This is a genomic window from Roseomonas acroporae (genome assembly GCF_023223525.1).
GTDB classification, from domain to species: domain Bacteria; phylum Pseudomonadota; class Alphaproteobacteria; order Acetobacterales; family Acetobacteraceae; genus Roseomonas_E; species Roseomonas_E acroporae.
On the sequence record NZ_JALPRX010000047.1, the window covers coordinates 1 to 24,861 of the forward strand.

Below are 24,861 nucleotides of genomic sequence, written 5' to 3' on the forward strand. Positions count from 1 at the left end.
CTGCGCAAGAGCCGGCCCGGTGCCCAGCAGGGCAAGGGCCAGCAGCAGCGCAGCCAGATGTCGTCGCATGGCCACCCCCTGTGCCGAAGCGGCGCACCGCCTGCGCGGTGCGCCGCCCTCCTCGATTCAGCCGGGCCCGATCAGCCGCGGCGCCGGTTGGCGTTCTCGGGGATGAAGCGGGACCAGTTCTCGGCCGGGATGGCGTTGGGGGTCTTGTACACGATGTTGAACTGCCCGTCCGCCTGGATCTCGCCGATCATCACCGGCTTGGAGAGGTGGTGGTTGGCGTGCATCTCGACCGTGTAGCCGCTCGGCGCGTCCAGCTTCTGGCCGATCATCGCCTCGCGCACCTTGTCCACCGCCGGGGTGCCGGCCTTGGCCACGGCCTGCGTCCACATCTTGAAGCCGATGAGGGTGGCCTCCATCGGGTCGTTGGTCACGCGGCGCGGGTTGCGGATGAACTTGTGCCACATCTCGATGAACTCGGCATTGGCCGGCGACTTCACCGACATGAAGTAGTTCCAGGCCGCGAGATGGCCGACCAGCGGCTTGGTGTCGATGCCGGCCAGCTCCTCCTCGCCCACCGAGAAGGCGACGCAGGGGATGTCCTCGGCCTTGATGCCCTGGTTGCCCAGCTCGCGGTAGAAGGGCACGTTGGCGTCGCCGTTGATGGTGGAGACGATGGCGGTGCGCTTGCCCTCGCCCGCGAAGCGCTTGACGCGGGAGACGATGCCCTGCCAGTCGGAATGGCCGAAGGGCGTGTACTCCTCCATGATGTCGGCGTCGGCGATGCCCTTGCTGTTGAGGTAGCCGCGCAGGATGCGGTTGGTGGTGCGCGGATAGACGTAGTCCGTGCCGAGCAGGGCGATGCGCTTGGCGCCGCCGCCATCGGCCGACATCATGTAGTCCACGGCCGGCAGCGCCTGCTGGTTCGGCGCGGCGCCGGTGTAGAAGATGTTGCGGCTCTCCTCCTCGCCCTCGTACTGCACCGGGTAGAAGAGCAGGCCGTTCAGCTCCTCGAACACCGGCAGCACGGACTTGCGGCTGACCGAGGTCCAGCAGCCGAAGGTCACGTCCACCTTGTGCACCTGCAGCAGCTCGCGCGCCTTCTCGGCGAAGAGCGGCCAGTTGGAGGCCGGGTCGACCACCACCGCCTCGACGCGGCGGCCGAGGATGCCGCCCTTGCCGTTGATCCACTCCACCATCATCAGCACCGTGTCGCGCAGCGCCGTCTCGCTGATCGCCATGGTGCCGGAGAGGGAGTGCAGCACGCCCACCTTGATCGGCGCGCCCTGCGCGGCGGCGGGGCGGATGAAGGGCAGCGACAAGGCGGCGGTGGTACCGCCGAGCAGCGCGCGGCGGGAGAGCGTGGGCAGCCTGGTCTCGGTCATCGCGGCGTCCTGTCCGGATTGCGTGTCTCGGGCCCGGCGCCCCGCGGAGGGACGGCCGGATCTGGCGGCGCGGATGCTGGACCAGGACGTTGGTCCTCCGGAATACGTCAAACTGCGTAGTCCGGCGCGCTTGACGCGACCAGCGGCCGCGTGACAGCGTCCGGGCCGGATCGGGCCTGAAATCAACGGCTTGCGGCGAAGACGGCGCCGCGCGGCGGCAGCGTCTCGGGCCCTCGGGGAACGCGGCATGGCGACAAGGCAGCGCATCGTCCCGGTGCGGCGCGACTACAACCGCTGGGTCGCGGACGAGACGCTGGAGGACTACGCGCTGCGCTTCACCGCGGTGCGCGCCCGCCGCTGGTCGCCGCTGCGCGTCGCCAACACGGCGCTCGGCTCGATCTCCTTCCTGGCGCTGGAGGCGATCGGCGGCACCATCACCATGGCCTACGGCGTGCCCAGCAGCATCGCCGCCATCCTCATGGTCTCGGCGCTGATCGTGCTGGTCAGCCTGCCCATCTGCTACTACGCGGCGCGCGACGGGGTGGACATCGACCTGCTCACGCGCGGGGCGGGCTTCGGCTACATCGGCTCCACCATCACCTCGCTGATCTACGCCAGCTTCACCTTCATCTTCTTCGGCATCGAGGCGGTGATCCTGGCCGCCATGCTGCATTCCTTCTTCGGCGTGCCGGAATGGCTCGGCTACATCCTCTGCGCCGTGGCCGTGGTGCCGCTGGTCACGCACGGCATCACCTTCATCAGCCGCCTCCAGGTCTGGACCCAGCCGGTCTGGCTGGTGCTGAACCTGCTGCCGCTCGCCGCCGTGCTGGCCGTGCACGGCGGCATGCTCGACGGCTGGCTGCGTTTCGGCGGCGCCGGGCGCGCGCCGGAGGATGGCCGCCCCTTCGACCTGCTGGCCTTCGGCGCCGCCGCCTCGATCCTGTTCGCCCTGGTGACGCAGACCTGCGAGCAGGTGGACTACATCCGCTTCCTGCCGCCGCGCACGCGGGAGAACCGCGGCACCTGGTGGCTGGCGCTGCTGGCGGGCGGGCCGGGCTGGATCGTGTTCGACATCCTCAAGCTGCTGGCCGGCTCCTTCCTGGCCTACGTGCTGCTGCGCCTCGGCCTCTCGGCCTGGCAGGCGGTGCAGCCGGCGGAGATGTACCGGCTCGGCTTCGCGCTGCTGGTCGGCTCGCCGGTCGCGGCGCTGGTGCTGACGGCGGTCTTCGTGACCCTCTCGCAGATCAAGATCAACGTCACCAACGCCTATGCCGGCTCGCTCGCCTGGTCGAACTTCTTCTCGCGCCTGACGCACAGCCATCCCGGCCGCGTGGTCTGGGTGGTGTTCAACATCGCCATCGCCCTGCTGCTGATGGAGCTCGGCGTGTACCGCGCCATCGAGGGCGCGCTGGTGTTCTACTCCAACGTCGCCGCCGCCTGGGTCGGCGCACTGGTGGCGGACCTCGTGGTGAACAAGCCGCTCGGCCTGTCGCCGCCCTACATCGAGTTCAAGCGGGCGCACCTCTACGACATCAACCCGGTCGGCGTCGGCAGCATGCTGCTCGCCGCCACCGCCTCGCTGCTCGCCGCCTTCGGCATGCTGGGCGAGGTGGCGCAGGCCCTCTCCACCTTCCTCGCCTTCGGCATCGCCTTCGCCGCGGCGCCGCTGATCGCCTGGGGCACGCGCGGGCGCTACTACCTCGCGCGCAAGCCGCGCGCCGCGTGGGGCCGGGCCGGCTCGCTGCAGTGCGTGGTGTGCGAGAACGCCTTCGAGCCGCCCGACATGGCCTACTGCCCGGTCTATGCCGGCCCGATCTGCTCGCTCTGCTGCACGCTCGATTCGCGCTGCGGCGACGGCTGCAAGCCTCATGCGCGGGCGGACCGGCAGCTCGGCACCCTCATGCGCGCGCTGCTGCCCGAGGCGGCGATGCGCGCGCTGGCGCGGCCGCTCGGCGCCTGGCTCGCCGGCTTCGCCCTGTTCGTGGCGACCAGCCTGCTGGTCTTCCTGGCGATCGCCAGCCGCGCCGGCGTGCCGCCCGAGCTGGCCTCGGCCTACTGGACGGTGTGCCTGATCCAGCTCGTGGTGGGCGGCGTGGTGCTGTGGCTGCTGGTGCTGGCGCGCGAGAGCCACCGCGTGGCGCGCGAGGAGACGCAGCGCCAGACCAGCCTGCTGATGAGCGAGATCGCCGCGCACCGGCGCACCGACGCCGCCTTGCAGAAGGCCAAGGAGAAGGCGGAGGCGGCAAGCCAGGCCAAGAGCCGCTACGTGGTCGGGCTCAGCCACGAGCTGCGCTCGCCGCTGAACGCCATCCTCGGCTACGCGCAGCTGCTGGAGCGCGAGGATGCGGGCGGCGGGCTCTCCGACCGGCGGCGCGAGGGGCTGCGCACCATACGCCGCTCCGGCGAGCACCTGCTGGCGCTGATCGAGGGGCTGCTGGACGTGTCCAAGATCGAGACGGGGCGGATCGAGCTGTACCGCGACGAGGTGCGGCTGCCGGAATTCCTGGACCAGCTCGTCCAGATGCTGCGCCTGCAGGCCGAGGCCAGGCACATCGGCTTCCGCTTCGAGCGGCCCGAGCGAATCCCCGCCCTGGTCTACACCGACGAGCGCCGCCTGCGGCAGATCCTGCTCAACCTCCTCTCCAACGCCATCAAGTTCACGCGCGAGGGCGAGGTGAGCCTGCGCCTGCGCTGGCGCTCGCAGGTCGCGGAGTTCGAGGTGACCGATACCGGCCCCGGCATCCCCGAGGCCGACCAGGCGCGCATCTTCGAGCCCTTCCAGCGCCTCGCCGGAACCGAGTCGACCCCCGGCATCGGGCTCGGCCTGACCATCTGCAAGCTGCTGGCGGAGGTGATGGGCGGCGAGATCACCGTGACGAGCCGGGCCGGCGAGGGCAGCCGCTTCCGCCTGCGCCTGATGCTGTCGGAGGCCACGCAGGCCCCCCGCCCCGCGCCGCCGGCGCAGCGCGTGACCGGCTATTCCGGCGAGCGGCGCAGCGTGATCGTGGCCGACGACGATCCCTCGCAGCGGGCGCTGATGCTGGACCTGCTGGCGCCGCTCGGCTTCACCGTGCTCGCCGTGGCGGACGGGGCGGAGTGCCGCCGCCTCGCCGCGGAATGGCAGCCGGACCTGTTCCTGATCGACCTCGCCATGCCCGGCATACCGGGCTGGGAGCTGGCGCGGCTGCTGCGCGAGGACGGCTCGCGCGCGCCGATCATCGTCATCTCCGCCAACACGCGCGAGCTGAAGGCGCCGCCGGACGAGCTCTACCAGGGGGGGCGCTTCCACGACGACGTGCTGGCCAAGCCGGTCAGCCTGCCGGTGCTGCTCGACAAGATCGCCCTGCTGCTCGGGCTGGAATGGACGGGCCTCGAAGGCACGGGCGGGGGCGCCCTGCCGCCGCCGGCGCCGCCGGCCGTTCCGCCGCCCCTACCGGCGGCGCCGGGCACCGCGCCGCTGCGGCCGGACCAGCTGCGCGACCTGCGCGAGCTGGCGGCGATCGGGTATGTGGGCGGCCTGCGGGCGCGGCTCGACGCGATCGAGGCGGAGCTGCCGGCGGCGCGGGACTGCGTGGCCCGGCTGCGGGCCCTGCTGGCCGAGTACCGGCTGGAGGAGCTGTCGCGGCTGCTGGAGGCGCCGGCGCCGGATTGAGCGCGGCGCCGCCCCGCCCCACGCCGTCTCCCCTCGGCCGCCGTCCCCTTCGCGGCCCTCCCCGTCGCGGCCGGCCCGCCGCTTGCACCCCCCGCGGCAATCGCCCAACACTGCGCGGCACCCGCCGGTGCCGTTCATGGGGGTCGAATGCAGCGCCGGGACATCGTCCTCGTGGTCGACGACGTACCGGGCACGCTCGGGCTGCTGAACGACACGCTGGAGGCGGCCGGCTACATGGTGCTGGTGGCCCGCTCGGCCGCGGCGGCGCTGGGCGTGATGGCGCGGGTGACGCCCGACATCATCCTGATGGACGCGGTGATGCCCGAGACCGACGGCTTCGAGGCCTGCCGCCGCCTGAAGCGGGACCCGGCGCTGGCGGCCATCCCGGTGATCTTCATGACCGGCCTGACCGAGACGGACGACGTGGTGCGCGGCTTCGCGGCGGGCGGGGTGGACTACGTGACCAAGCCGATCTCGCCCGAGGCGGTGGTGGCGCGCATCGGCACCCACCTCGCCAACGCCCGCCGCACCCGCTCGGCGCAGATGGCGCTGGACGTGGCCGGGCGGTTCTTCATGGCGGCCGACCGGCAGGGCCGGGTGCTCTGGGCGACGCCGCAGGCCGCGGCGCTGCTGGCCGAATTGCTCCCGCGCGACGCCCCGGAGCGCCGCGCCGGCGGCAACCCCGTGCCCGGTCCCGCCGGCAGTCCCCCCGACGCTCCCGCCGCTGGCTCCGAGGGCGGCCCCGATGCCGGCCCCCGCGGCGATCCCGTCGGCGCCTCCGCCGGCGCTTCCCTCCGCGATCCCCCCCGCAGTCCCATCGGCAGTCCCATCGGCAGTCCCACTGGCAATTCCCCTGGCAATTCCCCCGGCAATCCTCCGGGAACTTCCTCGGGCACTTCCCCGGGTGCCGCCACCGGTGGCTTCGGCCTCGGCGCCGTCCTGCCAGGCTGGACGGCCCTCGGCGCCGGGAGCGGGCCGCCGCCGCGCATCGCCATCCCCGTCGCCGGCGGCAGGCGGACGCTGGAGCTGCACTATGTCGGCCAGGCCGGCCCGGACGAGCTGCTGCTGCGCGTGGTGGTCGCCGACCCCACGCGCGACGCGCAACTGCTGCGCGAGAGGCTCGGCCTGACCGCGCGGGAGGCCGAGGTGCTGCTCTGGATCGGCGCCGGCAAGTCGAACCGCGACATCGCCGAGATCCTCGGCCTCAGCCCGCGCACGGTGAACAAGCACCTGGAGGGGATCTACAGCAAGATCGGCGTGGAGAACCGCGCCGCCGCCGCCGCCGTGGTGGCGCGCACCACCGGGGTTTCGTGATGCCGCCGGGCGGCGGGACGGACCGGGACCCGATGGGCCGGGGCAGGGCAGGCCAGAGCGGGGCAGGCCAGAGCGGGGCAGACCGGAGCGGGGCAGGCCGGAACAGGCCAGGATGGAGCGCGTGACGGCCTACCTGTTCGTGCTGGCGGTCGGCCTCGCGGCAGGGGCGCTGAGCGGCGTGATCGGCACCGGCTCCTCGCTGCTGCTGCTGCCTGTGCTGAACTGGCAGTTCGGGCCGCAGCAGGCGGTGCCGATCATGGCGATCGCCGCGGTGCTGGCCAACCTCGCCAAGACGCTGTCCTGGTGGCGCGAGGTGGATTGGCGCGCCGCCGCCGCCTATGCCGCCGCCGGCGTGCCGGGCGCGATGCTCGGCGCGCGCACCCTGCTGGTGCTGCCGCCCCGCGCGGTGGAGCTGGCGCTCGGCCTGTTCTTCATCGCGATGATCCCGACGCGGCGGCTGCTCCGGGTCTCGGGCCGGCGGATCGGGGCGTGGCAGCTCGCGCTGGCGGGCGGCGCGATCGGCTTCGTCACCGGCCTCGTGATCGCCACCGGGCCGCTCAGCGTCCCGGCCTTCCTCGCCTACGGCCTGACGCGCGGCGCCTTCCTCGGCACCGAGGCGGCGGCCTCGCTGGCGCTGATGATCGGCAAGGTGGCGACCTTCCGCGAATTCGGCGCGCTGCCGGAGCCGGTGATCGTGCAGGGGCTGCTGGTGGGCGGCGCCGTGATGGCCGGCTCCTTCTCGGCCAGGCTCGCCGTGCTGCGGATGAGCCACGGGCTGTTCGACCGCGTGCTGGACGGGCTGCTGCTGGGCGCCGGCATCGCCGTGCTGCTGCCGGCGTTCCTCTGATCCGCGTGGCGGCGAATCCCGCTTCTTCCTTATGAATCGGGGGTTTCGAAGGGGGCTTCGCCCCTTCGCGGGGTCCGGGGCGGCGCCCCGGCGGCCACGACGCACGATGCCGCTGGCATCGAGTCGCCGCGTCCGCCGCGGCTCTGCCCACCGCTGCCGGCCGCCCGTTGCCGCGCCGCCCCGGTTTGGCCCGCCCGCCCCCGCATGGCATCCTGCCGCCGATGCCTGATTCGCCCGCCCAGCAGCGCGCCCCCCATCAGCGTTCCGACGGGGTGGCGGAGCTGGGCTTCGCGCGCCGCGAGGGCCGCACCGTCCTCGCGCATCTCCACCAGCAGGCGCCGCTGCGCGTGCTGTTCCCGACGCCCGAGCCGGACGAGCCGCCGCTCGGCGCGCTGGTCAACACGGCGGGCGGGCTGGCGGGCGGCGATTCGCTGCGCGTCGCGGTGACGCTCGGCGCCGGCGCCACCGCCACGGCCAGCACCCCGGCGGCGGAGAAGCTGTACCGCTCGCTCGGGCCGGAGACGCGGGTCGGCACCACGCTGCGCGTCGCGGCCGGCGCCACGCTGGAATGGCTGCCGCAGGAGACGATCCTGTTCGACGGCGCCCGGCTGCGGCGGCGCCTCGATGCCGATCTCGCCGCCGATGCCCGCCTGCTCGCCGTGGAGATGCTGGTGTTCGGCCGCGCCGCGCGCGGCGAGCGGTTCGCCCGCGGGGCGCTGCACGATTCCTGGCGCCTGCGGGTGGACGGCGCGCTGCGCTGGGCCGACGCGCTGCGCCTGCCGGACACGCCGGAGGCTGCCCTCGCGCACCGCTTCGGCTTCGGCGGCGCCGGGGCCATGGCCACGCTGCTCCACGCCGCGCCGGACGCCGCCACGCTCCTGCCCCTGCTGCGCGAGGCGGCCGGGCCGCTCGGCGCCGCCACCATCCCGCGCGAGGGCGTGCTGCTGGCCCGCTGGCTGGGCCCCGCGACGGCGGTGCGGGCGGCGCTCTCGGCGGCGATCCCGCCGGTGCGCGCGGCGCTCGGCCTGCCGGGGCGGCTGCCCCGCCTCTGGACGACATGACGCGGCTGCCCCGCCTCTGGACCACCTGACGCCGCCGCCCGCATACTCGCCGGCCGGCCTCCCGACCGGCCCCATCGGAGCCCGCCCATGCACCTGACGCCGCGCGAGAAGGACAAGCTGCTGATCGCCATGGCCGCGAACGTGGCGCGGCGGCGGCTGGAGCGCGGCGTGAAGCTGAACCATCCCGAGGCGGTGGCGCTGATCACGGATTTCGTGGTGGAGGGCGCGCGCGACGGGCGCAGCGTCTCCGAGCTGATGCGCGACGGGGCCACGGTGCTGGCGCGCGGCCAGGTGATGGAGGGCGTGCCCGAGATGATCCACGAGATCCAGGTGGAGGCCACCTTCCCCGACGGCACCAAGCTCGTCACCGTGCACGAGCCGATCCGCTGAGGGCCGCGCGATGATCCCCGGAGAGATCTTCCCCGCCGCCGGCGAGATCGAGCTGAACGCCGGCCGCCCCGCCACCGAGATCGAGGTCGCCAACACCGGCGACCGGCCGATCCAGGTCGGCAGCCACTACCACTTCGCCGAGACCAACCCGGCGCTCGACTTCGACCGCGCCAGGGCGCGCGGCCAGCGCCTCGACATCGCCGCCGGCACCGCCGTGCGCTTCGAGCCCGGCCAGAGCCGCACGGTGCGCCTCGTGCCCTTCGCCGGGGCGCGTGTCGTGCACGGCTTCCGCGGCGAGGTCGAGGGGAAGGTCTGAGCCGATGCCCGCACGCATCTCCCGCGCCGCCTATGCCGGCATGTACGGCCCGACCACGGGCGACCGCATCCGCCTCGCCGACACCGATATCGTCATCGAGGTGGAGAAGGACCTCACCACCTACGGCGAGGAGGTGAAGTTCGGCGGCGGCAAGGTGATCCGCGACGGCATGGGCCAGTCCCAGCGCGGCCGCGACGAGGGCGCGGCCGACACCGTCGTCACCAACGCGCTGATCCTCGACCACTGGGGCATCGTCAAGGCCGATCTCGCGATCCGCGACGGGCGCATCGCCGCGATCGGCAAGGCCGGCAACCCGGACACGCAGCCGGGCGTCGACATCGTGATCGGCCCGGGCACCGAGATCATCGCCGGCGAAGGCAAGATCCTCACCGCCGGCGGCATCGACGTGCACATCCACTTCATCTGCCCGCAGCAGATCGAGGAGGCGCTGGCCTCCGGCGTCACCACCATGTTCGGCGGCGGCACCGGCCCGGCGCACGGCACGCTCGCCACCACGGCGACGCCGGGCGCCTTCCACCTCGCGCGCATGCTCCAGGCGGCCGAGGGCTTCCCGATGAATCTCGGCTTCCTCGGCAAGGGCAACGCCGCCCTGCCCAAGGGGCTGGAGGAGCAGATCGTCGCGGGTGCGGCCGGCCTCAAGCTGCACGAGGACTGGGGCACCACGCCCAAGGCGATCGACACCTGCCTCGCCGTCGCCGACGCGATGGACGTGCAGGTGGCGATCCACACCGACACGCTGAACGAGAGCGGCTTCGTCGAAAGCACCATCGCGGCGCTGAAGGGCCGCACCATCCAGGCCTTCCACACGGAGGGCGCGGGCGGCGGCCACGCGCCGGACATCCTGCGCCTCGTCGGCGAGCCCAACGTGCTGCCGAGCAGCACCAACCCGACCATGCCCTACACGGTGAACACGCTGGACGAGCATCTCGACATGCTCATGGTGTGCCACCACCTCGACCCGCGCATCCCCGAGGACGTGGCCTTCGCCGAGAGCCGCATCCGCCGGGAGACGATCGCCGCCGAGGACATCCTGCACGACCTCGGCGCCATCTCAATGATGTCCTCCGACAGCCAGGCGATGGGCCGCGTCGGCGAGGTGATCATCCGCACCTGGCAGACCGCGCACAAGATGAAGCAGCAGCGCGGCCGGCTGCCGGAGGAGAGCGGCGACAACGACAATTTCCGCGCGAAGCGCTACGTCGCCAAGTACACGATCAACCCCGCGATCAGCCAGGGCATCGCGCAGTACGTCGGCAGCGTCGAGGTGGGCAAGCTCGCCGACCTCGTTCTGTGGAGCCCGGCCTTCTTCGGCGTGAAGCCGGAGATGGTGCTGAAGTGCGGCACCATCGCCTGCGCGCCGATGGGCGATCCCAACGCCTCGATCCCGACGCCGCAGCCCGTCCACTACCGCCCGATGTTCGGCGCCTTCGGCCGCGCGTTGCCGGCGATCGGCGTCACCTTCGTCTCGGCGGCGGCGCTCGACGGCGGCATCGCCAACCGGCTGCGGCTGGAGCGGCCGCTGCTGGCGGTGCGCAACACGCGCGGCGGCATCTCCAAGCGCGACATGGTGCTGAACGACTACTGCCCGAGGATCGAGGTGGACGCCGAGACCTACGAGGTGCGCGCGGACGGCCAGCTCCTGGTCTGCGAGCCGGCCAAGGTGCTGCCCATGGCGCAGCGCTACTTCCTGTTCTGAGGCCTGCCATGAACGAAGCCAATGGGAGCAGCGAGACCCTGCCCCGCGCCACCGCCGTGCTGCAAGCCGGGCAGTGGGACATGACGCGGACCCTGGCGACGGATTTCGTCACCCTCGACTACGACGACCGCCACCGCCGCCGCCGCCGCTTCGTGGGCGAGGCCGGCCTCGCCTTCCTGCTCGACCTGCCGGAAGCCACCGTGCTGCGCGAGGGCGACGGGCTGCTGCTGGAGAACGGCAGCGTCGTCGCCGTGCGCGCCGCGCCGGAGCCGCTGGTGGAGATCACGGCGGAATCGCCCGGGCACCTGCTGCGCCTCGCCTGGCACCTCGGCAACCGCCACCTGCCGGCCGAGCTGTCGCCCGGCCGCATCCTGATCCGCGACGACCACGTGATCGTGGCGATGCTGCGCGGCCTCGGCGCCACGCTGCGCGCGGTGCAGGCGCCCTTCAACCCGGAGGGCGGCGCCTATGGCGAGCACAACCGCTCCACGCACCAGCACTTCCGCGACCCGACGCACGCGCCCGGCCACGCGCACGGACATGCGCACGGCCACGACCACGCCCACGATCACACGCATGACCATGGGCACGACCACCCGCACGGCCATGGGCACCACCATCATCACGACTGAGCCGGGCACGACCGAGCCGGGCATGACCGGTCCGGGCGAGGCCGCGCTCTACCGGCTGCTGGCCTGGCTCTCGCCGGCCTACCCGGTCGGCGCCTACACCTACAGCCACGGGCTGGAGACGGCCGTCGAGGACGGCGCGGTGCGCGACCGCGCCGGGCTGGTCGCCTACGTCGCCGCTGTGCTCGGCCAGGGCGCCGGGGCCGTGGACGGGCCGCTGCTCGCCGCCGCGCACCGCGCCGCCACGGCCGGGGACGATGCCGCGCTGGACGCGGTGGCCGAACTCGCCGCCGCCTGGCGCGGCACCGCCGAGACGGCGCTGGAGACCATGGCGCAGGGCACCGCCTTCGTCGCCGTCACCGCCGCCGCCTGGCCGGAGCCGCACTTCGCCGCCCTCGCCGCGCGCCACCCGCGCCGCCTCGCGCATCCCGTCGCCTTCGGCGCCGCCGCCGCGTGGCAGGGCGTGGCGCTGCGGCCGGCGCTGTTCGGCTGGCTCGCCGCCTTCGCCGCCAACCTCGTCTCGGCCGGGGTGCGCCTCGTGCCGCTCGGCCAGACCGACGGGCAGGCCGCCACCGCCGCGCTGCTGCCCGCCGTCCAGGGCGCGACGGAGACGGCGCTGCTCGCCGGCCCCGACGATCTGGGCACCGCCGCGCCGGTGCTCGACCTGTTCTCGATGCGCCACGAAACCCAGTACACGAGGCTGTTCCGCTCATGACCAGACCGGCCAACGGCCCCTTCCGCGTCGGCATCGGCGGCCCGGTCGGCTCCGGCAAGACCGCGCTGACCGACCGGCTCTGCAAGCACCTGCGCGACCGCCACGACATCGCCGTCGTCACCAACGACATCTACACGCGCGAGGACGCCGAATTCCTCACCCGCTCCGGCGCGCTGGCGCCCGAGCGCATCGTCGGCGTCGAGACCGGCGGCTGCCCGCACACCGCGATCCGCGAGGACGCCTCGATCAACCTCGCCGCCGTGCACGACCTCGTCGGGAAATTCCCCGGCCTGGAGATCCTGTTCATCGAGTCCGGCGGCGACAACCTCGCCGCCACCTTCTCGCCCGAGCTGGCGGACCTGACCATCTACGTCATCGACGTCTCGGCCGGCGACAAGATCCCGCGCAAGGGCGGGCCGGGCATCACCCGCTCGGACCTGCTCGTCATCAACAAGATCGACCTCGCGCCGCTGGTCGGCGCCGACCTTTCCGTCATGGACCGCGACGCGCGCCGCATGCGCGGCCAGCGGCCCTTCATCTTCACCAACCTCAAGGAGAACCGGGGCGTGGACGAGATCGCGAACTTCATCCTCGAATCCGGCGGCATCGCCGTGGGCGGCGCGGGAAGCATCGCCGCGGGCGGCGTGGGAAGCATCGCCGTGGGCGGCGCGGGCGGCATCGGCAGCGACGACCCGCACGGGAGGGCCGCCTGATGCGCCGCCCACTTCCCGTCGCCGCCGTGGCGGCGCTCGTGGCGACCCTGGCGCTGTCGCCGCTCCCCGCCTCCGCCCACACCGGCATCGGCCACGCCGCCGGCTTCACGGCCGGCTTCCTGCACCCGCTCGGCGGCGCGGACCACCTGATGGCCATGGTCGCCGTCGGCCTCTGGGCCGGGCTGCTCGGCGGCCGCGCACTCTGGGCGCTGCCGGCCGCCTTCCTCGGCACCATGGCGCTGGGGGGCGCGCTCGGCATGGCCGGCGTCGCGCTGCCCATGGCCGAGTCCGGCATCGTGGCCTCGGTGATCGTGCTCGGCGCCCTGGCGGCGCTCGCGGCACGCCTGCCGGTCGCCGCGGCGGCGGGGCTCGCGGCACTGTTCGGCCTGTTCCACGGCCATGCCCACGGCACCGAGATGCTGGCGGGCGCCGGGGCGCTCGCCTACGGCGCCGGCTTCCTGCTGGCGACCGCGCTGCTGCACGGGCTCGGTCTCGTGGTCGGCACCGGGCTGGGCCGGGAGCGCCTGGGGCAGCGTCTGGCCCGCGTGGCCGGCGGCGCCATGGCGGTGGCGATGGTGGCGCTGCTGATCGTGCAGGGCTGAGCGGGACGAGGCCGGCCAGGGGCGTCACGGTCGCCCCACCCAGGGCGCCCCATCCCCAGGGCGCCCCACCCCCAAGGCCCCGTCACCAGGCGCCGTTCGGGGCGCCTCCCGCCCGCCGCCCGCGCGGATGGCCCGCCGCCGGCGGCCGGGGCCGGCGCGGTCCGCGACCGGACGCGGGCCGCCAGGGCCGCCCTTGCGGCGCGCCCTCCCGCCACAAACATGCCTGCCATGCGCCGCCCGCTCCCGCTCCTCCTGGCCACCCTCGCCGCCCTGTCCGCCGGGCCGGCACGGGGGGCGGGCATCACCCTGGCCTACACGGTCGAGGCGGCGGGGATGACCGTGATGCGGATCGACGCGGCGCTCGACGAGGACCAGGCCGGCTACCGGCTTGAGACTCTCACCAGCACCCGCGGCGTGGCGCGCCTGCTCGCCAGCGCCGATCTGCGCAGCCTGGCCGAAGGCGGCTGGCGGGACGGCCGCGCCGCGCCGCGCCGCTACCGCACCGAGGGCTCCTGGCGCGGCGAGGCGCGCCTGACCGCGATCGACTTCGAGGCCGGCCCCCTGCCGGCGCTGCGCGTCCTGCAGCCCGCCCTGGAGCCGGAGCGTGCCCCGGTGCCGCCGGAGCGGCTGCGCGGCACGACCGACATGCTCTCCGCCCTGGTCGGGCTGGCCCGTCAGGCCGCGCGCACCGGGCGCTGCGACGCGACGCTCGCGGTGTTCGACGGCCGCCGCCGCACCGAATTCGCCGTCCGCACCACCGGCGTGCAGCGCATCGCCGCCGGCCCCTGGTCGGGCGAGGCGCTGCGCTGCGACTACCTCAGCCGCGTCACCGACGGCCAGCGGCGCGACGCCGGCGACGAGGCGGGCGAGCCGCGCCCCGGCACGGTCTGGTTCGCCCGCCCGCTGCCCGGCGCGCCGCTCCTGCCCGTCCGGGTGGAGGCCCCGACGCGCTGGTTCGGCACCGCCGTCGCGACGCTGGAGAACGCCGCGGCGGCGGCCGCTGCCCCGCCGGAGCCGGCGTCCCGCCGCTGACCCGTCCGGGGCTCCCCGCCTCCCGGGTCCGTCAGCCGCCGCCGGCCACGCGCGCCGGCAGCATCGAATCGAGCAGGTCCGGCAACTCGGCCGGGGCATGCGCCAGGGGGCAACCATCCGCCATGGCGGGCGGACCGTACCCCCAGGTCACGAACACGCAGGGCAGGCCGGCGGCGGCGGCGGCGGCGACGTCGTTGTGGTGGTCGCCCACCATCACCGCCGCCTCCGGCACGCCGCCCGCCGCCGCCAGCGTGCCCAGCACGTGGCCGGGATCGGGCTTGCGCACCGGGAAGCTGTCGCCGCCGCCGATCGCGTCGAGTCGCGCCGAAAGCCCGAGCGTCTCCAGCAGCACCCGCGCCGCCGCCACCGGCTTGTTGGTGCAGACCGCCAGCCGCCAGCCCCGCGCCGCCAGCGCGTCGAGCGCCTCGGGGATTCCGGGGAAGGGGCGGGTCGCGTCGGTGGCATGCGCCGTGTAGTCGGCGGTGAAGCTGACCAGCGCCGCCGGGTCGAAGGGCTGGCCGCGCGCCGCCAGCGCCCGCTCCACCAGGGCGCGGACGCCGTCGCCGACCATGCCCGTCACCGCCGCGCGGTCGAAGCCGGGCAGGCCGCGCGCCGCCATCAGCCGATCCAGCGCGGCGTTGAGATCGGGCACGCTGTCCACCAGCGTGCCGTCGAGGTCGAAGAGAGCGATGCGTCGCATCGCGGCAGGGTAGGGCGGCCGCCCGGCCGCCGGAAGCACCCGGTCCGGCCACCGGCCCCGCCCCCGGCCGGGCCGGCCAGCAACGACCGGCCCGCAACGAACCGCCTGCAACGTCCGGCCCGCACCGCCGTTTCCGCCGCGATGCGGCGGAGCCCATCCCGCCGGCCTCCATTCCGACCTATGCTCGCCCGGCCTATGCTCGTTCCGGCTCGCCTTCGCCTTCGGTTCCCGCCTGCCTTTCGCCTTTCCCGCCGCAACCCCGTCTCGTCCCAGCAACCCGCCGCCGACCGATGGCGGACGACCGCAGCACGGAGAAACGTCGTGACCACCATGCGCATGATCACCGGCCTGTTCGACAACCGCGACGAGGCGGAGCGGACGGTACAGGACCTGGTCGCCTCCGGCGCCGCCACGCTCGACCAGGTCGAGGTGCATGCGGCTGAGCCGGGCGTGCCGGACCACCACCAAGGCGCCTCGCTGCGCACCCTGCCGATGCCGCCCGAGGAGCACCACATCTACGCCGAGGGCATCCGGCGCGGCGGCTTCGTGGTCTCGGCCGACGTGGACGAGGCACATGTCGAGGCCGTCACCGCCGTCTTCCATCGCCACAACGCGGTGGACCTGGAGGCGCGCCAGCACGAATGGCGCGGCCATGGCTGGTTCGGCTGGCAGGAGGCGGAGACCGACCGCTTCTCCACCTATGGCGGCGATGCCGTGATGGGCCCGCGCCCCGACCCGGACGCCCGCCCGACCCGCGTGCGCTGAAGCCGGGCCGACAGGCCCGGAACCGAACGCCGCTCCGGCCCGATCGGCCAGGCCGGGACGGCTCCGGCGGCCCCCCTCGGGCCGGGGCGCGGTTGGCCACGGGTCCCCTTTCCCCTGCCGGTTCCCGCCGGCCGTCGCCTCCTGCCGGCACGGGAGGAAGCGCGGCCGCCTTGCGGGCAGGGGCTTCGGGACGCGGCCTCGTTCCCGCGCGTCGCCCCCGGGCCGGGCTGCCCGCGGAGCGGCGAACCGGGCCGCCGGGAATCAGCCCGCCAGCGCCGACTCCACCGCCGCCGCCACCGTCAGCAGCCGCGCATCGCCCATCCGCTCGCCCATCAGCATCAGCCCGGCCGGGGCCTCGCCCGGCGCGTGGCAGGGCAGGCTGATCGCGCAGCGGTCGAGGAAATTGGCCACCGCCGTGTTGCGCAGCAGCAGCAGGTTGATGCGGTTGTACTCGGACGGCGTGGCCACGGCCGCGAGCGGCGGCGGCACCAGCGGGCAGGTCGGCATCAGCACCGCGTCGAACGCCCCGGTGCGCGTCGCGACCGCCGCCGTGATCCGCGCCCGCTCGCGCAGCAGCGCGATGTAGTCGGCCGCCGACATCGCCTCGCCCCGCCGGATGCGCCCCAGGATCGCCGGGTCGTAGCGGTCGCCGGCGCGGCCGATCAGCCCGCGGTGCCAGCTCCACGCCTCGGCCGCCGTGAAGCCGCCGGCGGCGTTGACGGCGGCGATCTCCTCCACCTCCGGCAGCGGCAGGTCGTGCAGGTGCGCGCCCGCGGCGGCGAGCCGTTCCAGCGCCCGCTCGAAGGCGGCGGCCACCGGCGCGTCCAGCCCGTCGAGGAAGAAGTGGCGCGGCACGCCGAGCCGCAGCCCCGCGACGGGCCCGGCATCGGGCGGCACGGGCGCGTCCGCGCCGGCCAGCAGCGCGTCGAGCACGGCGCAGCACCCCACCGTGTTGGCCAGCGGCCCGACGCTGTCGAGCGTGGGCGAGAGCGGCAGCACCCCCTGCTGCGGCACCCGCGCCGCCGTCGGCTTGAAGCCCACGATGCCGCACAGCGCCGCCGGGATGCGGCAGGAGCCGCCCGTGTCGGTGCCGAGCGCGCCGAGCCCCATCCCCTCCGCCACCGCCACCGCCGCACCCGAGGAGGAGCCGCCCGGCAGCCGCCCCGTCGCCCGGTCCCAGGGCGAGAGCGGCGTGCCGTGGTGCGGGTTCACGCCGAGGCCGGAGAAGGCGAACTCCACCATGTTGGTCCGCCCGAGCACGACGAAGCCCGCCCGCTGGACGCGCAGCACGGCGGGCGCCGTGGCGGCGGCCGGGGGCGCGTCGTCCAGCGCGACGGAGCCGGCGCGGGTCCGTTGCCCCGCCACGTCGAACAGGTCCTTGACCGAGATCGGGATGCCCGCCCAGGGCGAGGGCGCGGCGCCCGCGGCGCGCAGCGCGTCCATGGCGCGGGCCGCGGCGCGCGCGCCCTCGGCATCCACGGCGAGGAAGGCCGTGCCGCCCTGCCTGGCCGGGTCGGCGATGCGCGCCAGCGCGTCCTCGACGAGCGAGGCCGCCGTGGCGCGGCCGGCGGCCAGCGCCGCGGCGGCACCGGCCAGGCTGTCCGCCATCCCGGGGCCCCTGCCGGATCGGCTCACCTGCGACATGCGTCCACTCCCTGTCCCACGCTGTCCCTGCTCCATGCTGTCCGGTCCCCTCTCGGGGCCTGTTCGAGTGGCCGGCCGGTCGGGCCGGCAGGTCCCTTCCGCGCCCGGGGGGAGGGGGAGCGTCGGGGCCCCGGCACGAGGCGTCGCGTCGCGTCGGCGGCCCCTGCTTCCCGGTTCGGGCGATCCCTCGCCATCCCTCCGCCGCCGGCCGCCCGGACGGGCCTTCAGAAGACCTTCGAGTCGGCCGGCACGCCCTCGACCGTCTCGCTGCCGCGGCGCCAGCGATGCGTCGAGGCGCCGAACGCCACCATCGTCCCGTCCGGCCCGAACACCTCGGTGCGGCAGAAGAAGATGTTGCGCCCGCGCGTGACGATGCGCGATTCCGCCGTCAGCCGGCCGCCCAGCACCTGCCCGGTGAAGCGGCAGTCGAGGTCGATCGTCACCGCCCGCCGCACGTTCCCCGGCACGCTGCACCACAGCCCGGAATAGGCCGCCGTCTGGTCGATCAGCGAGAGGCAGACGCCGCCATGCGTGATTCCCGAGCGGTTGGCGTGCTGCGGTCCGGCCTCGCAGGTCACGCGCGCGAACCCGTCCTCCCAGTGCACGAGGCGCATCCCGAGCAGGTCGTGGTACGGCGCGGAGACGGCGGCGAATTCGTCGTCCTGCGAAGTCGGGGCGGGGACGGGGGCAGGGGCGGGGGGCGTCGCGTCGTTCATGCCGCATGCCCTGGCCCGCCCGCCCGCCCGCCGTCAAGAGCCCAGGCGCCGCCCGGGAGCCGCGTCCGGAGGCTTTCCGGGCCGCGCGCCGCCCCCTTCCCGCCGCGTCGCCCCGCCGCATCGCCCCGCCGCGTCGCCGGCCGCTTCCCGCGCCGCCGTTGCGCCGCCGCCGTGCCGCCCGGCCGGCAGGCCGCGCGCCGGCGGTCCCTCCCGCGCGCCGGCCGGCGCGGGCGCGCGTCAGGCGATCTGCAACCCCTGCAACGCCGTCTCCAGCTCGGAGAAGCTCGGCATCAGCCCGGAGGGCGCCATCTTGCGCCCGCTCTCCACCGAGACCTGCGGCGCGTTGCCCTGCAGGTGCGCCACCAGCACGGCGCGGATCACCTCGAAGTACTTCGCCTCCTCGTCGATGATGCTCTTCAGCCGCGCGGCGAAGGGCGCCATCAGCCCGTAGGCCAGCAGCACGCCGAGGAAGGTGCCCACCAGCGCGCCGCCGATCATCTTGCCCAGGATCGCCGGCGGCTGGTCGATGCTCGCCATGGTCTTCACCACGCCGAGCACCGCCGCGACGATGCCGAGCGCCGGCAGCGCGTCCGCCATGGACTGCATGGCGTGCGAGGGGTGCATCTCCTCGTGGTGGAGCTTCTTCAGCTCCCGCACCATCAGGTCCTCGATCTGGTTCGGGTCGTCGGCGTTCATGCCGACCATGCGCAGGTAGTCGCAGATCAGCGCCACCGCGTGGTGGTTCGCGGCGATCCGCGGGAATTTCTGGAACGCGGCGCTCTCCTCCGGCCGCTCGATGTGCGGCTCCAGCGCCATCGCGCCCTTGGTCTGCGCGAGGCGCACGAAGTAGAACAGCAGGCTGAGCAGGTCCACGTAGTCCTCGCGCCCGAACCGCGAGCCCTTGAAGATCTTCCCGAAGCCGCCGAGCACGTGCTTGATGTCCGCCACGCTGTTCGACATGACCAGCGTGCCGATCGCGGCGCCGCCGATCATCAGCCCCTCGAAGGGCAGGGCGTGCAGGATCAGCTCGAAATGCCCGCCCGAGGCGACGTAGCCGCCGAAGACGCAGACGAGCAGGAAGACGAAGCCGCCGATCGTGGTCATGGCACGGGCCCGGTCATCACAGGGAGGGCGGAAGCGGGGAGGGCGGGGCCGGCCGCGCGGCGGCGGATCGCGGGGCGCCGGGGCGCGGGAGGGTCGCTCACGGCGAAGGCGCCCCCGCCACCCGGTCCGGCGCCTGCCGCAGCAGCAGGATCGAGACGCGCCGGTTCGCCGCCGCGTTGGGCTGGTCGCGCAGCAGCGGCTCGCGCTCGGCCTGGCCGGTGACGGAGCGCAGCCTGCCCTCGCGCACGCCGCCCTCCACCAGCAGCCGCCGCGTGGCGTTGGCGCGCTCGGCCGAAAGCTCCCAGTTGGAACGCTCCGTGCCGCGGAACGGCGTCGCGTCGGTATGGCCGCTGATGGCGATGGCGTTGGGCAGCGGCGCCAGCACCGCGGCCACGCGCTGCACCAGTGCCCGCGCGCGCTCGTTCAGCGCCGTGCCGCCGGAGGCGAACATGGGCTGCCGGTCGCTGTCGAGCAGCTGGACGCGCAGCCCCTCCGGCGCCTGCTCCACCAGCAGCTGGCGCGCCAGCTCGGCCAGCGCCGGGTCCTCGCGCATGGCGGCGCGTATCTGCGCCGCCGCGCGCTCGAACTCGCCGCGCTCGCGCCGCGCCAGCTCGTCGCGCAGCACCTGCTCAGGCAGCCGCTCCGCGGCCAGCGCGGCGGGGGTGCCAGGCGGCACGGTGACGGGCGGCACGGTAACGGGCGGCGCGGCGCCCGGCATGGCGGCCTGGGCGGCGCTCCCGGCCGCCGCCCCGCCATCCGCGCTGCCATCCGTCGCCCCGCCCGGGCGGTCGCCCGCACGGCCTCCCGCCTGCCCGCCCTGCTGCCCCGGGCCGGCCTGCGCCCGGACGCGCGTCGTGTCCTCGTCCTGCCCCGGCCGGCCCTCGCGCCGCTGCACCAGCCCCGCCGGCGTGTCGCTGTCGTCCTCCTCGATGTCCATGTTCACCGGGCGCGGCCCGGGCTCGATGCGCATCGCGCCGAGGTTGGAGGTGGCGTTGCCGTCCTCGTTCGGGGTGCGCCCGCCGAAGGGCTGGCCGGAGCCGGAGATGGAGCGCGCCAGCAGGTTGTTGGGCGAGAAGTAGTCCGCCAGGCCGTGCCGCTGCTCCTCCGTGGTGGCGTTGAGCAGCCACATCAGCAGGAAGAACGCCATCATCGCCGTCACGAAGTCGGCGTAGGCGACCTTCCACGCGCCGCCATGGTGGCCGTGCTCGCCCTCCTCGATGCGCTTGAGGATGATGGTCGCGCCGCCGCGCTTGCCTGGCCTGCTCATCTCGCGCCCCGCTCCATGCGCGGCAGGGTGCGTCGCGGCTGCTTAATGTGCGCCTAAGGACGGCCGTCGCGACCGCCGACGCGGACCGCGGCGCCGGTCGCGGCGGCCGCCCCCAACCGCCCTCAGCCGGTGGCCAGCATCGCCTCCACCTCGGCGAGCACGGCGCGGATCTCCGGTTCCGTCCGCCCGCCGAGGCGGGTGAGCATCGAGCGGCGGAAGGGCCCGTTGGCGAGCCGCGCCGACTCCCGGAACCAGCGCGCCGCCTCCTCGACCCGGCCCGCATCCGTCAGCAGGACGCCGAGGTTGAACTGCCCGCGGAAGTCGCCGCGCTCGGCCGAGAGGCGATAGAGCCGGGCGGCGCCCGCCGCGTCGCGCGGCATCTCCCAGCCCTCCTCCATGAAGCGCGCGACCATGTTGATCGACTTGGCGTGCCCCTGCGCCGCGGCGGCGCGGTACCAGCGCAGCGCCGCCGCACGGTCCCGCGCCACGCCGTCGCCGCGCGCCAGCATGTTGGCGTAGTTGTACTGCCCCCAGTCGAATCCCCCCTCGGCCGCGCGGCGGAAGCATTCGGCGGCGGCCGCGTCGTCCACCGGCGTCGCCAGGCCGAGCTCGTGGCAGCGGCCCAGCATGTTCAGCCCCTCCGGCTCGCCGGCGCTGGCGGAGGAGCGGAACCAGAACAGGGCGGTCGCCTGGTCCTGCGGCACGCCGAGCCCTTCCAGCAGCATCTGCCCCCAGCGCGCCTGCGCCCGGGCCGAGCCGTAGCGGGCCGCCGCCTCCACCCAGGGAGCGGCCTCCTCGGGCGGCGCGGCGAAGGCGGCCGCCAGCGCCTCCGGCCCCGCCGCGTTGAGCTCGGTGAAGGAGATGCGGCGACGCCGGGCAGGGGCGGGGGCGGGGGCGGGGGCGGGGGCACGGCGGGGGCGGGGGCACGGCGGGGGCGGCGGGACATGCCCCGCTCGATAACCGACGCGCGAATCGTTCGCAATTGCCGCCATGCCTTGGCCTCCTATCCCGAGGCCCGTCGCCAAGGCGTCTGCCGGCACCCACCACCGCTTCCCCGGACCCTCCCGCCAGCCCTTCCCGACGGTCCTCCCCACCGACCCCGCCCACCGGCCCCTCCCGCCGGCCCCGTCCGCCGGCCGCTACCCCCCCGGGCGCGCCCCCCGCGTCCCGCGCACCTCGAAGCGGTAGGGCGCCGCCCCCGTCACCTGCGGGTCGAAGGCCAGCCGGTGCTCCAGCGGCGGGAAGGCGCGGGAACGGCAGTCGGCGCGGTCGCACAGCCGGCAGCTCAGCCCGATCCCCACCGCCGCGTGCTCCAGGTCCAGCCCGTCCGCGTACACCACCTCGCCCGCGCGCGAGACGTCGCAGCCCATCGCCACCACGTGCACCGGCGCGGGCTCGCCCCAGCGCGCCGCCGGCCCCGTCACGGTGCGCGCGAAGCACAGGAAGGCGGCGCCGTCCGGCAGCGTCGCGAGCTGCACCCGCAGCGTCCCCGGCGTCGCGAAGGCCGAATGCACGATCCAGCGCGGGCAGGAGCCGCCGAAGCGCGCGAACGGGAAGCCCGCCGCCGAGAAGCGCTTGTCCACGTTCCCCGCCGGGTCGGTCCGCAGGAAGAAGAACGGCACGCCGCGCTGATCCGGCCGTTGCAGCGTCGAGAGCCGGTGGCAGCACTGCTCGAAGGAGACGCCGAAGCGCGCCGCCAGCCCCTCCACGTCGTGCCGCAGCGCCTTCGCCGCGCCGAGGAAGGCGGCGTAGGGCATCAGCAGCGCCCCCGCCGCGTAGTTCAGCAGCCCGATGCGGATCAGCGCCGCCGCCTCGCCCGTCGTCGGCTCCGCCGGCGCCAGCACCGATTCCACCGCCTCGCGCGCCTCCAGCAGCATGAGCTGGAAGGCCATGTGGAAGCCCCGGCTCTCGCGCGGCAGCGCGTCGGAAAGCTGCAGCAGCCGCGCCGCCGGGTCGTGCCGGCGCAGCGCCCCCTCCAGCGGCCCGACCGAGACGGTCAGCCCGTGCTGCCGCCGCAGCCGCTCCGCCACGGCGTGGTTCATCTCGGCGGGGCTCGCCCCCAGCTCCGCGCCGATCCGCTCCGCCGCCTCCTCCAGCGCCGGGAAGTGGTTGACGTGGGCGTGGAAGAAGTCGCGCGCCTCCTCGTTGGGCAGCAGCAGCCGCCGGCCGGAGGGCAGCGCGATGCCGCTCGCATCCTCCCGCGCCACGCGCCAGGCGCGGTACAGCGACAGCACCGCCCGCGCCGCGTTCGGCGCCGTGCCGGCCAGCGCCGCGATCTCGCTCTCCGGCACCTGCTCGGCGCCGAGCAGCGGGTCCGCCATCACCTCGCGCAGCCCGGCCTCCAGCCGCCGCTCCTCGCCGCCCGAGAGCGCCGCGAGATCGACCTGCAGCGTCTCGGTCAGCTTGATCAGCAGCCCGGCGGTGACGGCGCGCTGGTCGTGCTCGATCAGGTTCAGGTAGCTCGCGGAGATACCGAGGCGGCCGGCGAGCGCCTGCTGGGTCAGGCTCTGCTCCTGGCGCAGGCGCCGCACCGTGCGGCCGATCATGGGACGCGACATAGACGGTTCGATCCTCACCCGTTCGACCGGCGGCCTTCACATGGTTTACAGTTTTTACAGATGTCTTGTAAAAACCACGACGCCATTGCCGGTTTACACGCAATAAAGGGGCTGAACTTCGCCCTGGCAATGTGAATTATTCACGCATCGCGGCACAGACAAAGGATCGTCGCATGCGTCCCGAGACCAACCCGACCTTCTCCCCCGACGGTTCCGCCGGCTCCCTGGCCGCCGAGCCCGACCGCTTCGCCGGCATCCGGCGCGACTACTCGCCGGCCGAGGTCGAGAAGCTCGCGGGCTCCTTCCGCATCCGCCACACCCTGGCCGAGATGGGTGCGAAGCGCCTGTGGCACCTGCTGAAGACCGAGCCCTACGTGAACACGCTGGGCGCGCTCACCGGCAACCAGGCGCTGCAGCAGGTCAAGGCCGGGCTGAAGGCGATCTACCTCTCCGGCTGGCAGGTGGCGGGCGACGCCAACTCGGCGGGCGAGATGTATCCCGACCAGTCGCTCTACCCGGTCGACTCCGTGCCGAAGGTGATCAAGCGCATCAACGGCGCGCTGCGCCGGGCCGACCAGATCGCGCGCCTCGAGGGCAAGGGCGACGACACCTACTGGATGGCCCCCGTGATCGCCGACGCCGAGGCCGGCTTCGGCGGCCCGCTCAACGCCTACGAGCTGATGCGCGCCATGATCGAGGCGGGCGCCGCCGGCGTCCACTTCGAGGACCAGCTCGCCTCGGAGAAGAAGTGCGGCCATCTCGGCGGCAAGGTGCTGATCCCGATCCAGCAGCACATCCGCACCCTCAACGCCGCCCGGCTCGCCGCCGACGTGGAGGGCGTGCCCACCGTGCTGCTCTGCCGCACCGACGCCGAGAGCGCGCAGCTCCTGACCGCCGACATCGACGAGCGCGACCGCCCCTTCATCAGCGGCGAGCGCACGCCGGAAGGCTTCTTCCGGATCAAGCCCGGCGTCGGCAAGGACTACGCGATCGCCCGCGGCCTCGCCTACGCCCCTTATGCCGACCTGCTCTGGTGGGAGACCTCCGACCCCGACCTCGGCGACGCGCGCCGCTTCGCGGAAGCCATCCACCGCGAATTCCCCGGCAAGATGCTCGCCTACAACTGCTCGCCCTCCTTCAACTGGAAGCGCAAGATGGGCGAGGCCGAGGCCGCGAAGTTCCAGCGCGAGATCGGCGCGATGGGCTACAAGTTCCAGTTCATCACGCTGGCCGGCTTCCACAGCCTGAACTACTCGATGTTCACCCTGGCCCGCGGCTACGCCGAGCGCGGCATGGCCGCCTACTCCGAGCTGCAGCAGGCCGAGTTCGCGGCCGAGGCCGAGGGCTACACCGCGACGCGCCACCAGCGCGAGGTGGGCGTGGGCTACTTCGACGCGGTGGCGACCACCGCCTCGGGCGGCACCTCCTCCACCACCGCCATGGCGCACAGCACCGAGACGGCGCAGTTCCACGCGCACGGCGGCGACACGCCGCGCATCGGCGGCGAGCCGGTGGACCACGATGACGGCTTGGTCCACAGCCACTCCTGGGCCAGCGACGAGCGCCGCGGCGAGCCCGTGCTGGCGAAGTAGCGCCGATCCGCGCCGCGCCGGTCTCCGGCGCGGCGCCCCCTCCAGCCCCCGCCACGGCCGGGCCCGTGGCGCGGGGCGCCGCGAGGGCGGGGAGAGACGGGGGGGGGGGGGGGGGGGGCCCCCCCCCCCCCCCCCC

Annotated in this window: 22 protein-coding genes; 14 read left to right on the forward strand and 8 right to left on the reverse strand. The window is 74.5% G+C overall.

Going from position 1 to position 24,861, the window contains the following annotated elements; genetic code table 11:
• Positions 1–140 precede the first annotated feature (140 nt).
• Positions 141–1,391, reverse strand: a complete 1,251-nt coding sequence (gene urtA, locus M0638_RS11570; RefSeq protein WP_248667147.1) for an urea ABC transporter substrate-binding protein — start codon at positions 1,389–1,391, stop codon at positions 141–143.
• Between the two features lie 247 nt (positions 1,392–1,638).
• On the opposite strand from urtA, the gene M0638_RS11575 reads away from it, so the two are divergent.
• The 12 genes from M0638_RS11575 (at position 1,639) to M0638_RS11630 (ending at position 14,379) form a co-directional block, all read left to right on the forward strand.
• On the forward strand, positions 1,639–5,043 hold the full coding sequence (locus M0638_RS11575) for a hybrid sensor histidine kinase/response regulator (RefSeq protein ID WP_248667148.1): 3,405 nt from the start codon (positions 1,639–1,641) through the stop codon (positions 5,041–5,043).
• A 147-nt stretch (positions 5,044–5,190) separates the two neighbouring features.
• Positions 5,191–6,357, forward strand: a complete 1,167-nt coding sequence (locus tag M0638_RS11580; protein ID WP_248667149.1) for a response regulator — start codon at positions 5,191–5,193, stop codon at positions 6,355–6,357.
• A 121-nt stretch (positions 6,358–6,478) separates the two neighbouring features.
• Positions 6,479–7,204 carry a sulfite exporter TauE/SafE family protein gene (locus M0638_RS11585; RefSeq protein ID WP_248667150.1) on the forward strand — a complete coding sequence of 242 codons (726 nt, stop codon included), beginning with the start codon at positions 6,479–6,481 and terminating at the stop codon, positions 7,202–7,204.
• 221 nt (positions 7,205–7,425) lie between these two features.
• Positions 7,426–8,265 (forward strand): urease accessory protein UreD, encoded by an 840-nt coding sequence (locus tag M0638_RS11590; RefSeq protein WP_248667151.1) that lies wholly within the window; start codon positions 7,426–7,428, stop codon positions 8,263–8,265.
• 87 nt (positions 8,266–8,352) lie between these two features.
• On the forward strand, positions 8,353–8,655 hold the full coding sequence (locus M0638_RS11595; protein WP_248667152.1) for an urease subunit gamma: 303 nt from the start codon (positions 8,353–8,355) through the stop codon (positions 8,653–8,655).
• 10 nt (positions 8,656–8,665) lie between these two features.
• Positions 8,666–8,971, forward strand: coding sequence for an urease subunit beta (locus tag M0638_RS11600; RefSeq protein WP_248667153.1), 306 nt, complete (start codon positions 8,666–8,668; stop codon positions 8,969–8,971).
• A 4-nt stretch (positions 8,972–8,975) separates the two neighbouring features.
• Positions 8,976–10,688, forward strand: coding sequence for an urease subunit alpha (ureC, locus tag M0638_RS11605; protein ID WP_248667154.1), 1,713 nt, complete (start codon positions 8,976–8,978; stop codon positions 10,686–10,688).
• Positions 10,689–10,696: 8 nt separating this feature from the next.
• Positions 10,697–11,320: an urease accessory protein UreE gene (locus tag M0638_RS11610; RefSeq protein WP_248667155.1), complete on the forward strand. Its 624-nt coding sequence runs from the start codon at positions 10,697–10,699 to the stop codon at positions 11,318–11,320.
• Entirely contained in the window at positions 11,265–12,032 is a 768-nt protein-coding gene (locus M0638_RS11615; protein WP_456316033.1) for an urease accessory protein UreF, read from the forward strand. The genes M0638_RS11610 and M0638_RS11615 overlap by 56 nt, the downstream gene beginning before the upstream one ends.
• Positions 12,029–12,745: an urease accessory protein UreG gene (gene ureG / locus M0638_RS11620; protein ID WP_248667156.1), complete on the forward strand. Its 717-nt coding sequence runs from the start codon at positions 12,029–12,031 to the stop codon at positions 12,743–12,745. The genes M0638_RS11615 and ureG overlap by 4 nt, the downstream gene beginning before the upstream one ends.
• Complete coding sequence (locus M0638_RS11625) at positions 12,745–13,347, forward strand: HupE/UreJ family protein (RefSeq protein ID WP_248667157.1); 603 nt, start codon at positions 12,745–12,747, stop codon at positions 13,345–13,347. The genes ureG and M0638_RS11625 overlap by 1 nt, the downstream gene beginning before the upstream one ends.
• 228 nt (positions 13,348–13,575) lie before the next feature.
• On the forward strand, positions 13,576–14,379 hold the full coding sequence (locus tag M0638_RS11630) for a DUF3108 domain-containing protein (protein WP_248667158.1): 804 nt from the start codon (positions 13,576–13,578) through the stop codon (positions 14,377–14,379).
• A gap of 31 nt (positions 14,380–14,410) precedes the next feature.
• Here the strand turns inward: M0638_RS11630 and gph are convergent, their stop codons facing one another.
• A complete protein-coding gene (gph, locus tag M0638_RS11635; RefSeq protein ID WP_248667159.1) occupies positions 14,411–15,079 on the reverse strand; it encodes a phosphoglycolate phosphatase in 669 nt (222 codons plus the stop codon).
• Positions 15,080–15,400: 321 nt separating this feature from the next.
• On the opposite strand from gph, the gene M0638_RS11640 reads away from it, so the two are divergent.
• Entirely contained in the window at positions 15,401–15,844 is a 444-nt protein-coding gene (locus tag M0638_RS11640; RefSeq protein WP_248667160.1) for a hypothetical protein, read from the forward strand.
• 261 nt (positions 15,845–16,105) lie between these two features.
• Here the strand turns inward: M0638_RS11640 and M0638_RS11645 are convergent, their stop codons facing one another.
• From M0638_RS11645 to M0638_RS11670, 6 genes are all read right to left on the reverse strand, one after another.
• Positions 16,106–17,452 carry an amidase gene (locus M0638_RS11645; RefSeq protein WP_248667161.1) on the reverse strand — a complete coding sequence of 449 codons (1,347 nt, stop codon included), beginning with the start codon at positions 17,450–17,452 and terminating at the stop codon, positions 16,106–16,108.
• Positions 17,453–17,712: 260 nt separating this feature from the next.
• Entirely contained in the window at positions 17,713–18,204 is a 492-nt protein-coding gene (locus tag M0638_RS11650; protein WP_248667162.1) for a PaaI family thioesterase, read from the reverse strand.
• Positions 18,205–18,441: 237 nt separating this feature from the next.
• The gene (motA, locus tag M0638_RS11655; protein WP_248667163.1) at positions 18,442–19,308 is read right to left on the reverse strand and encodes a flagellar motor stator protein MotA; all 867 of its coding nucleotides are present in this window, start codon (positions 19,306–19,308) and stop codon (positions 18,442–18,444) included.
• 97 nt (positions 19,309–19,405) lie between these two features.
• Positions 19,406–20,575, reverse strand: a complete 1,170-nt coding sequence (locus M0638_RS11660; RefSeq protein WP_248667164.1) for a flagellar motor protein MotB — start codon at positions 20,573–20,575, stop codon at positions 19,406–19,408.
• Positions 20,576–20,697: 122 nt separating this feature from the next.
• On the reverse strand, positions 20,698–21,567 hold the full coding sequence (locus M0638_RS11665; RefSeq protein WP_248667165.1) for a tetratricopeptide repeat protein: 870 nt from the start codon (positions 21,565–21,567) through the stop codon (positions 20,698–20,700).
• Positions 21,568–21,714: 147 nt separating this feature from the next.
• Complete coding sequence (locus tag M0638_RS11670) at positions 21,715–23,133, reverse strand: helix-turn-helix domain-containing protein (protein ID WP_248667166.1); 1,419 nt, start codon at positions 23,131–23,133, stop codon at positions 21,715–21,717.
• A 173-nt stretch (positions 23,134–23,306) separates the two neighbouring features.
• Here M0638_RS11670 and aceA point away from each other — a divergent pair, with 173 nt between their 5' ends.
• On the forward strand, positions 23,307–24,725 hold the full coding sequence (gene aceA / locus M0638_RS11675; RefSeq protein WP_248667167.1) for an isocitrate lyase: 1,419 nt from the start codon (positions 23,307–23,309) through the stop codon (positions 24,723–24,725).
• Positions 24,726–24,861 lie beyond the last annotated feature (136 nt).

Bases quoted from the DNA above. Each gene is read 5' to 3' on its own strand.
- M0638_RS11600 (WP_248667153.1), top strand. From the start codon at position 8,666: ATGATCCCCGGAGAGATCTTCCCCGCCGCCGGCGAGATCGAGCTGAAC.
- M0638_RS11575 (WP_248667148.1), top strand. From the start codon at position 1,639: ATGGCGACAAGGCAGCGCATCGTCCCGGTGCGGCGCGACTACAACCGC.
- M0638_RS11595 (WP_248667152.1), top strand. From the start codon at position 8,353: ATGCACCTGACGCCGCGCGAGAAGGACAAGCTGCTGATCGCCATGGCC.
- M0638_RS11630 (WP_248667158.1), top strand. From the start codon at position 13,576: ATGCGCCGCCCGCTCCCGCTCCTCCTGGCCACCCTCGCCGCCCTGTCC.
- motA (WP_248667163.1), bottom strand. From the start codon at position 19,308: ATGACCACGATCGGCGGCTTCGTCTTCCTGCTCGTCTGCGTCTTCGGC.
- M0638_RS11580 (WP_248667149.1), top strand. From the start codon at position 5,191: ATGCAGCGCCGGGACATCGTCCTCGTGGTCGACGACGTACCGGGCACG.
- M0638_RS11610 (WP_248667155.1), top strand. From the start codon at position 10,697: ATGAACGAAGCCAATGGGAGCAGCGAGACCCTGCCCCGCGCCACCGCC.
- M0638_RS11660 (WP_248667164.1), bottom strand. From the start codon at position 20,575: ATGAGCAGGCCAGGCAAGCGCGGCGGCGCGACCATCATCCTCAAGCGC.
- gph (WP_248667159.1), bottom strand. From the start codon at position 15,079: ATGCGACGCATCGCTCTCTTCGACCTCGACGGCACGCTGGTGGACAGC.
- ureC (WP_248667154.1), top strand. From the start codon at position 8,976: ATGCCCGCACGCATCTCCCGCGCCGCCTATGCCGGCATGTACGGCCCG.
- urtA (WP_248667147.1), bottom strand. From the start codon at position 1,391: ATGACCGAGACCAGGCTGCCCACGCTCTCCCGCCGCGCGCTGCTCGGC.
- M0638_RS11650 (WP_248667162.1), bottom strand. From the start codon at position 18,204: ATGAACGACGCGACGCCCCCCGCCCCTGCCCCCGTCCCCGCCCCGACT.
- M0638_RS11645 (WP_248667161.1), bottom strand. From the start codon at position 17,452: ATGGCGGACAGCCTGGCCGGTGCCGCCGCGGCGCTGGCCGCCGGCCGC.
- M0638_RS11590 (WP_248667151.1), top strand. From the start codon at position 7,426: ATGCCTGATTCGCCCGCCCAGCAGCGCGCCCCCCATCAGCGTTCCGAC.
- M0638_RS11665 (WP_248667165.1), bottom strand. From the start codon at position 21,567: ATGGCGGCAATTGCGAACGATTCGCGCGTCGGTTATCGAGCGGGGCAT.
- M0638_RS11670 (WP_248667166.1), bottom strand. From the start codon at position 23,133: ATGTCGCGTCCCATGATCGGCCGCACGGTGCGGCGCCTGCGCCAGGAG.
- aceA (WP_248667167.1), top strand. From the start codon at position 23,307: ATGCGTCCCGAGACCAACCCGACCTTCTCCCCCGACGGTTCCGCCGGC.
- ureG (WP_248667156.1), top strand. From the start codon at position 12,029: ATGACCAGACCGGCCAACGGCCCCTTCCGCGTCGGCATCGGCGGCCCG.
- M0638_RS11625 (WP_248667157.1), top strand. From the start codon at position 12,745: ATGCGCCGCCCACTTCCCGTCGCCGCCGTGGCGGCGCTCGTGGCGACC.
- M0638_RS11615 (WP_456316033.1), top strand. From the start codon at position 11,265: ATGACCATGGGCACGACCACCCGCACGGCCATGGGCACCACCATCATC.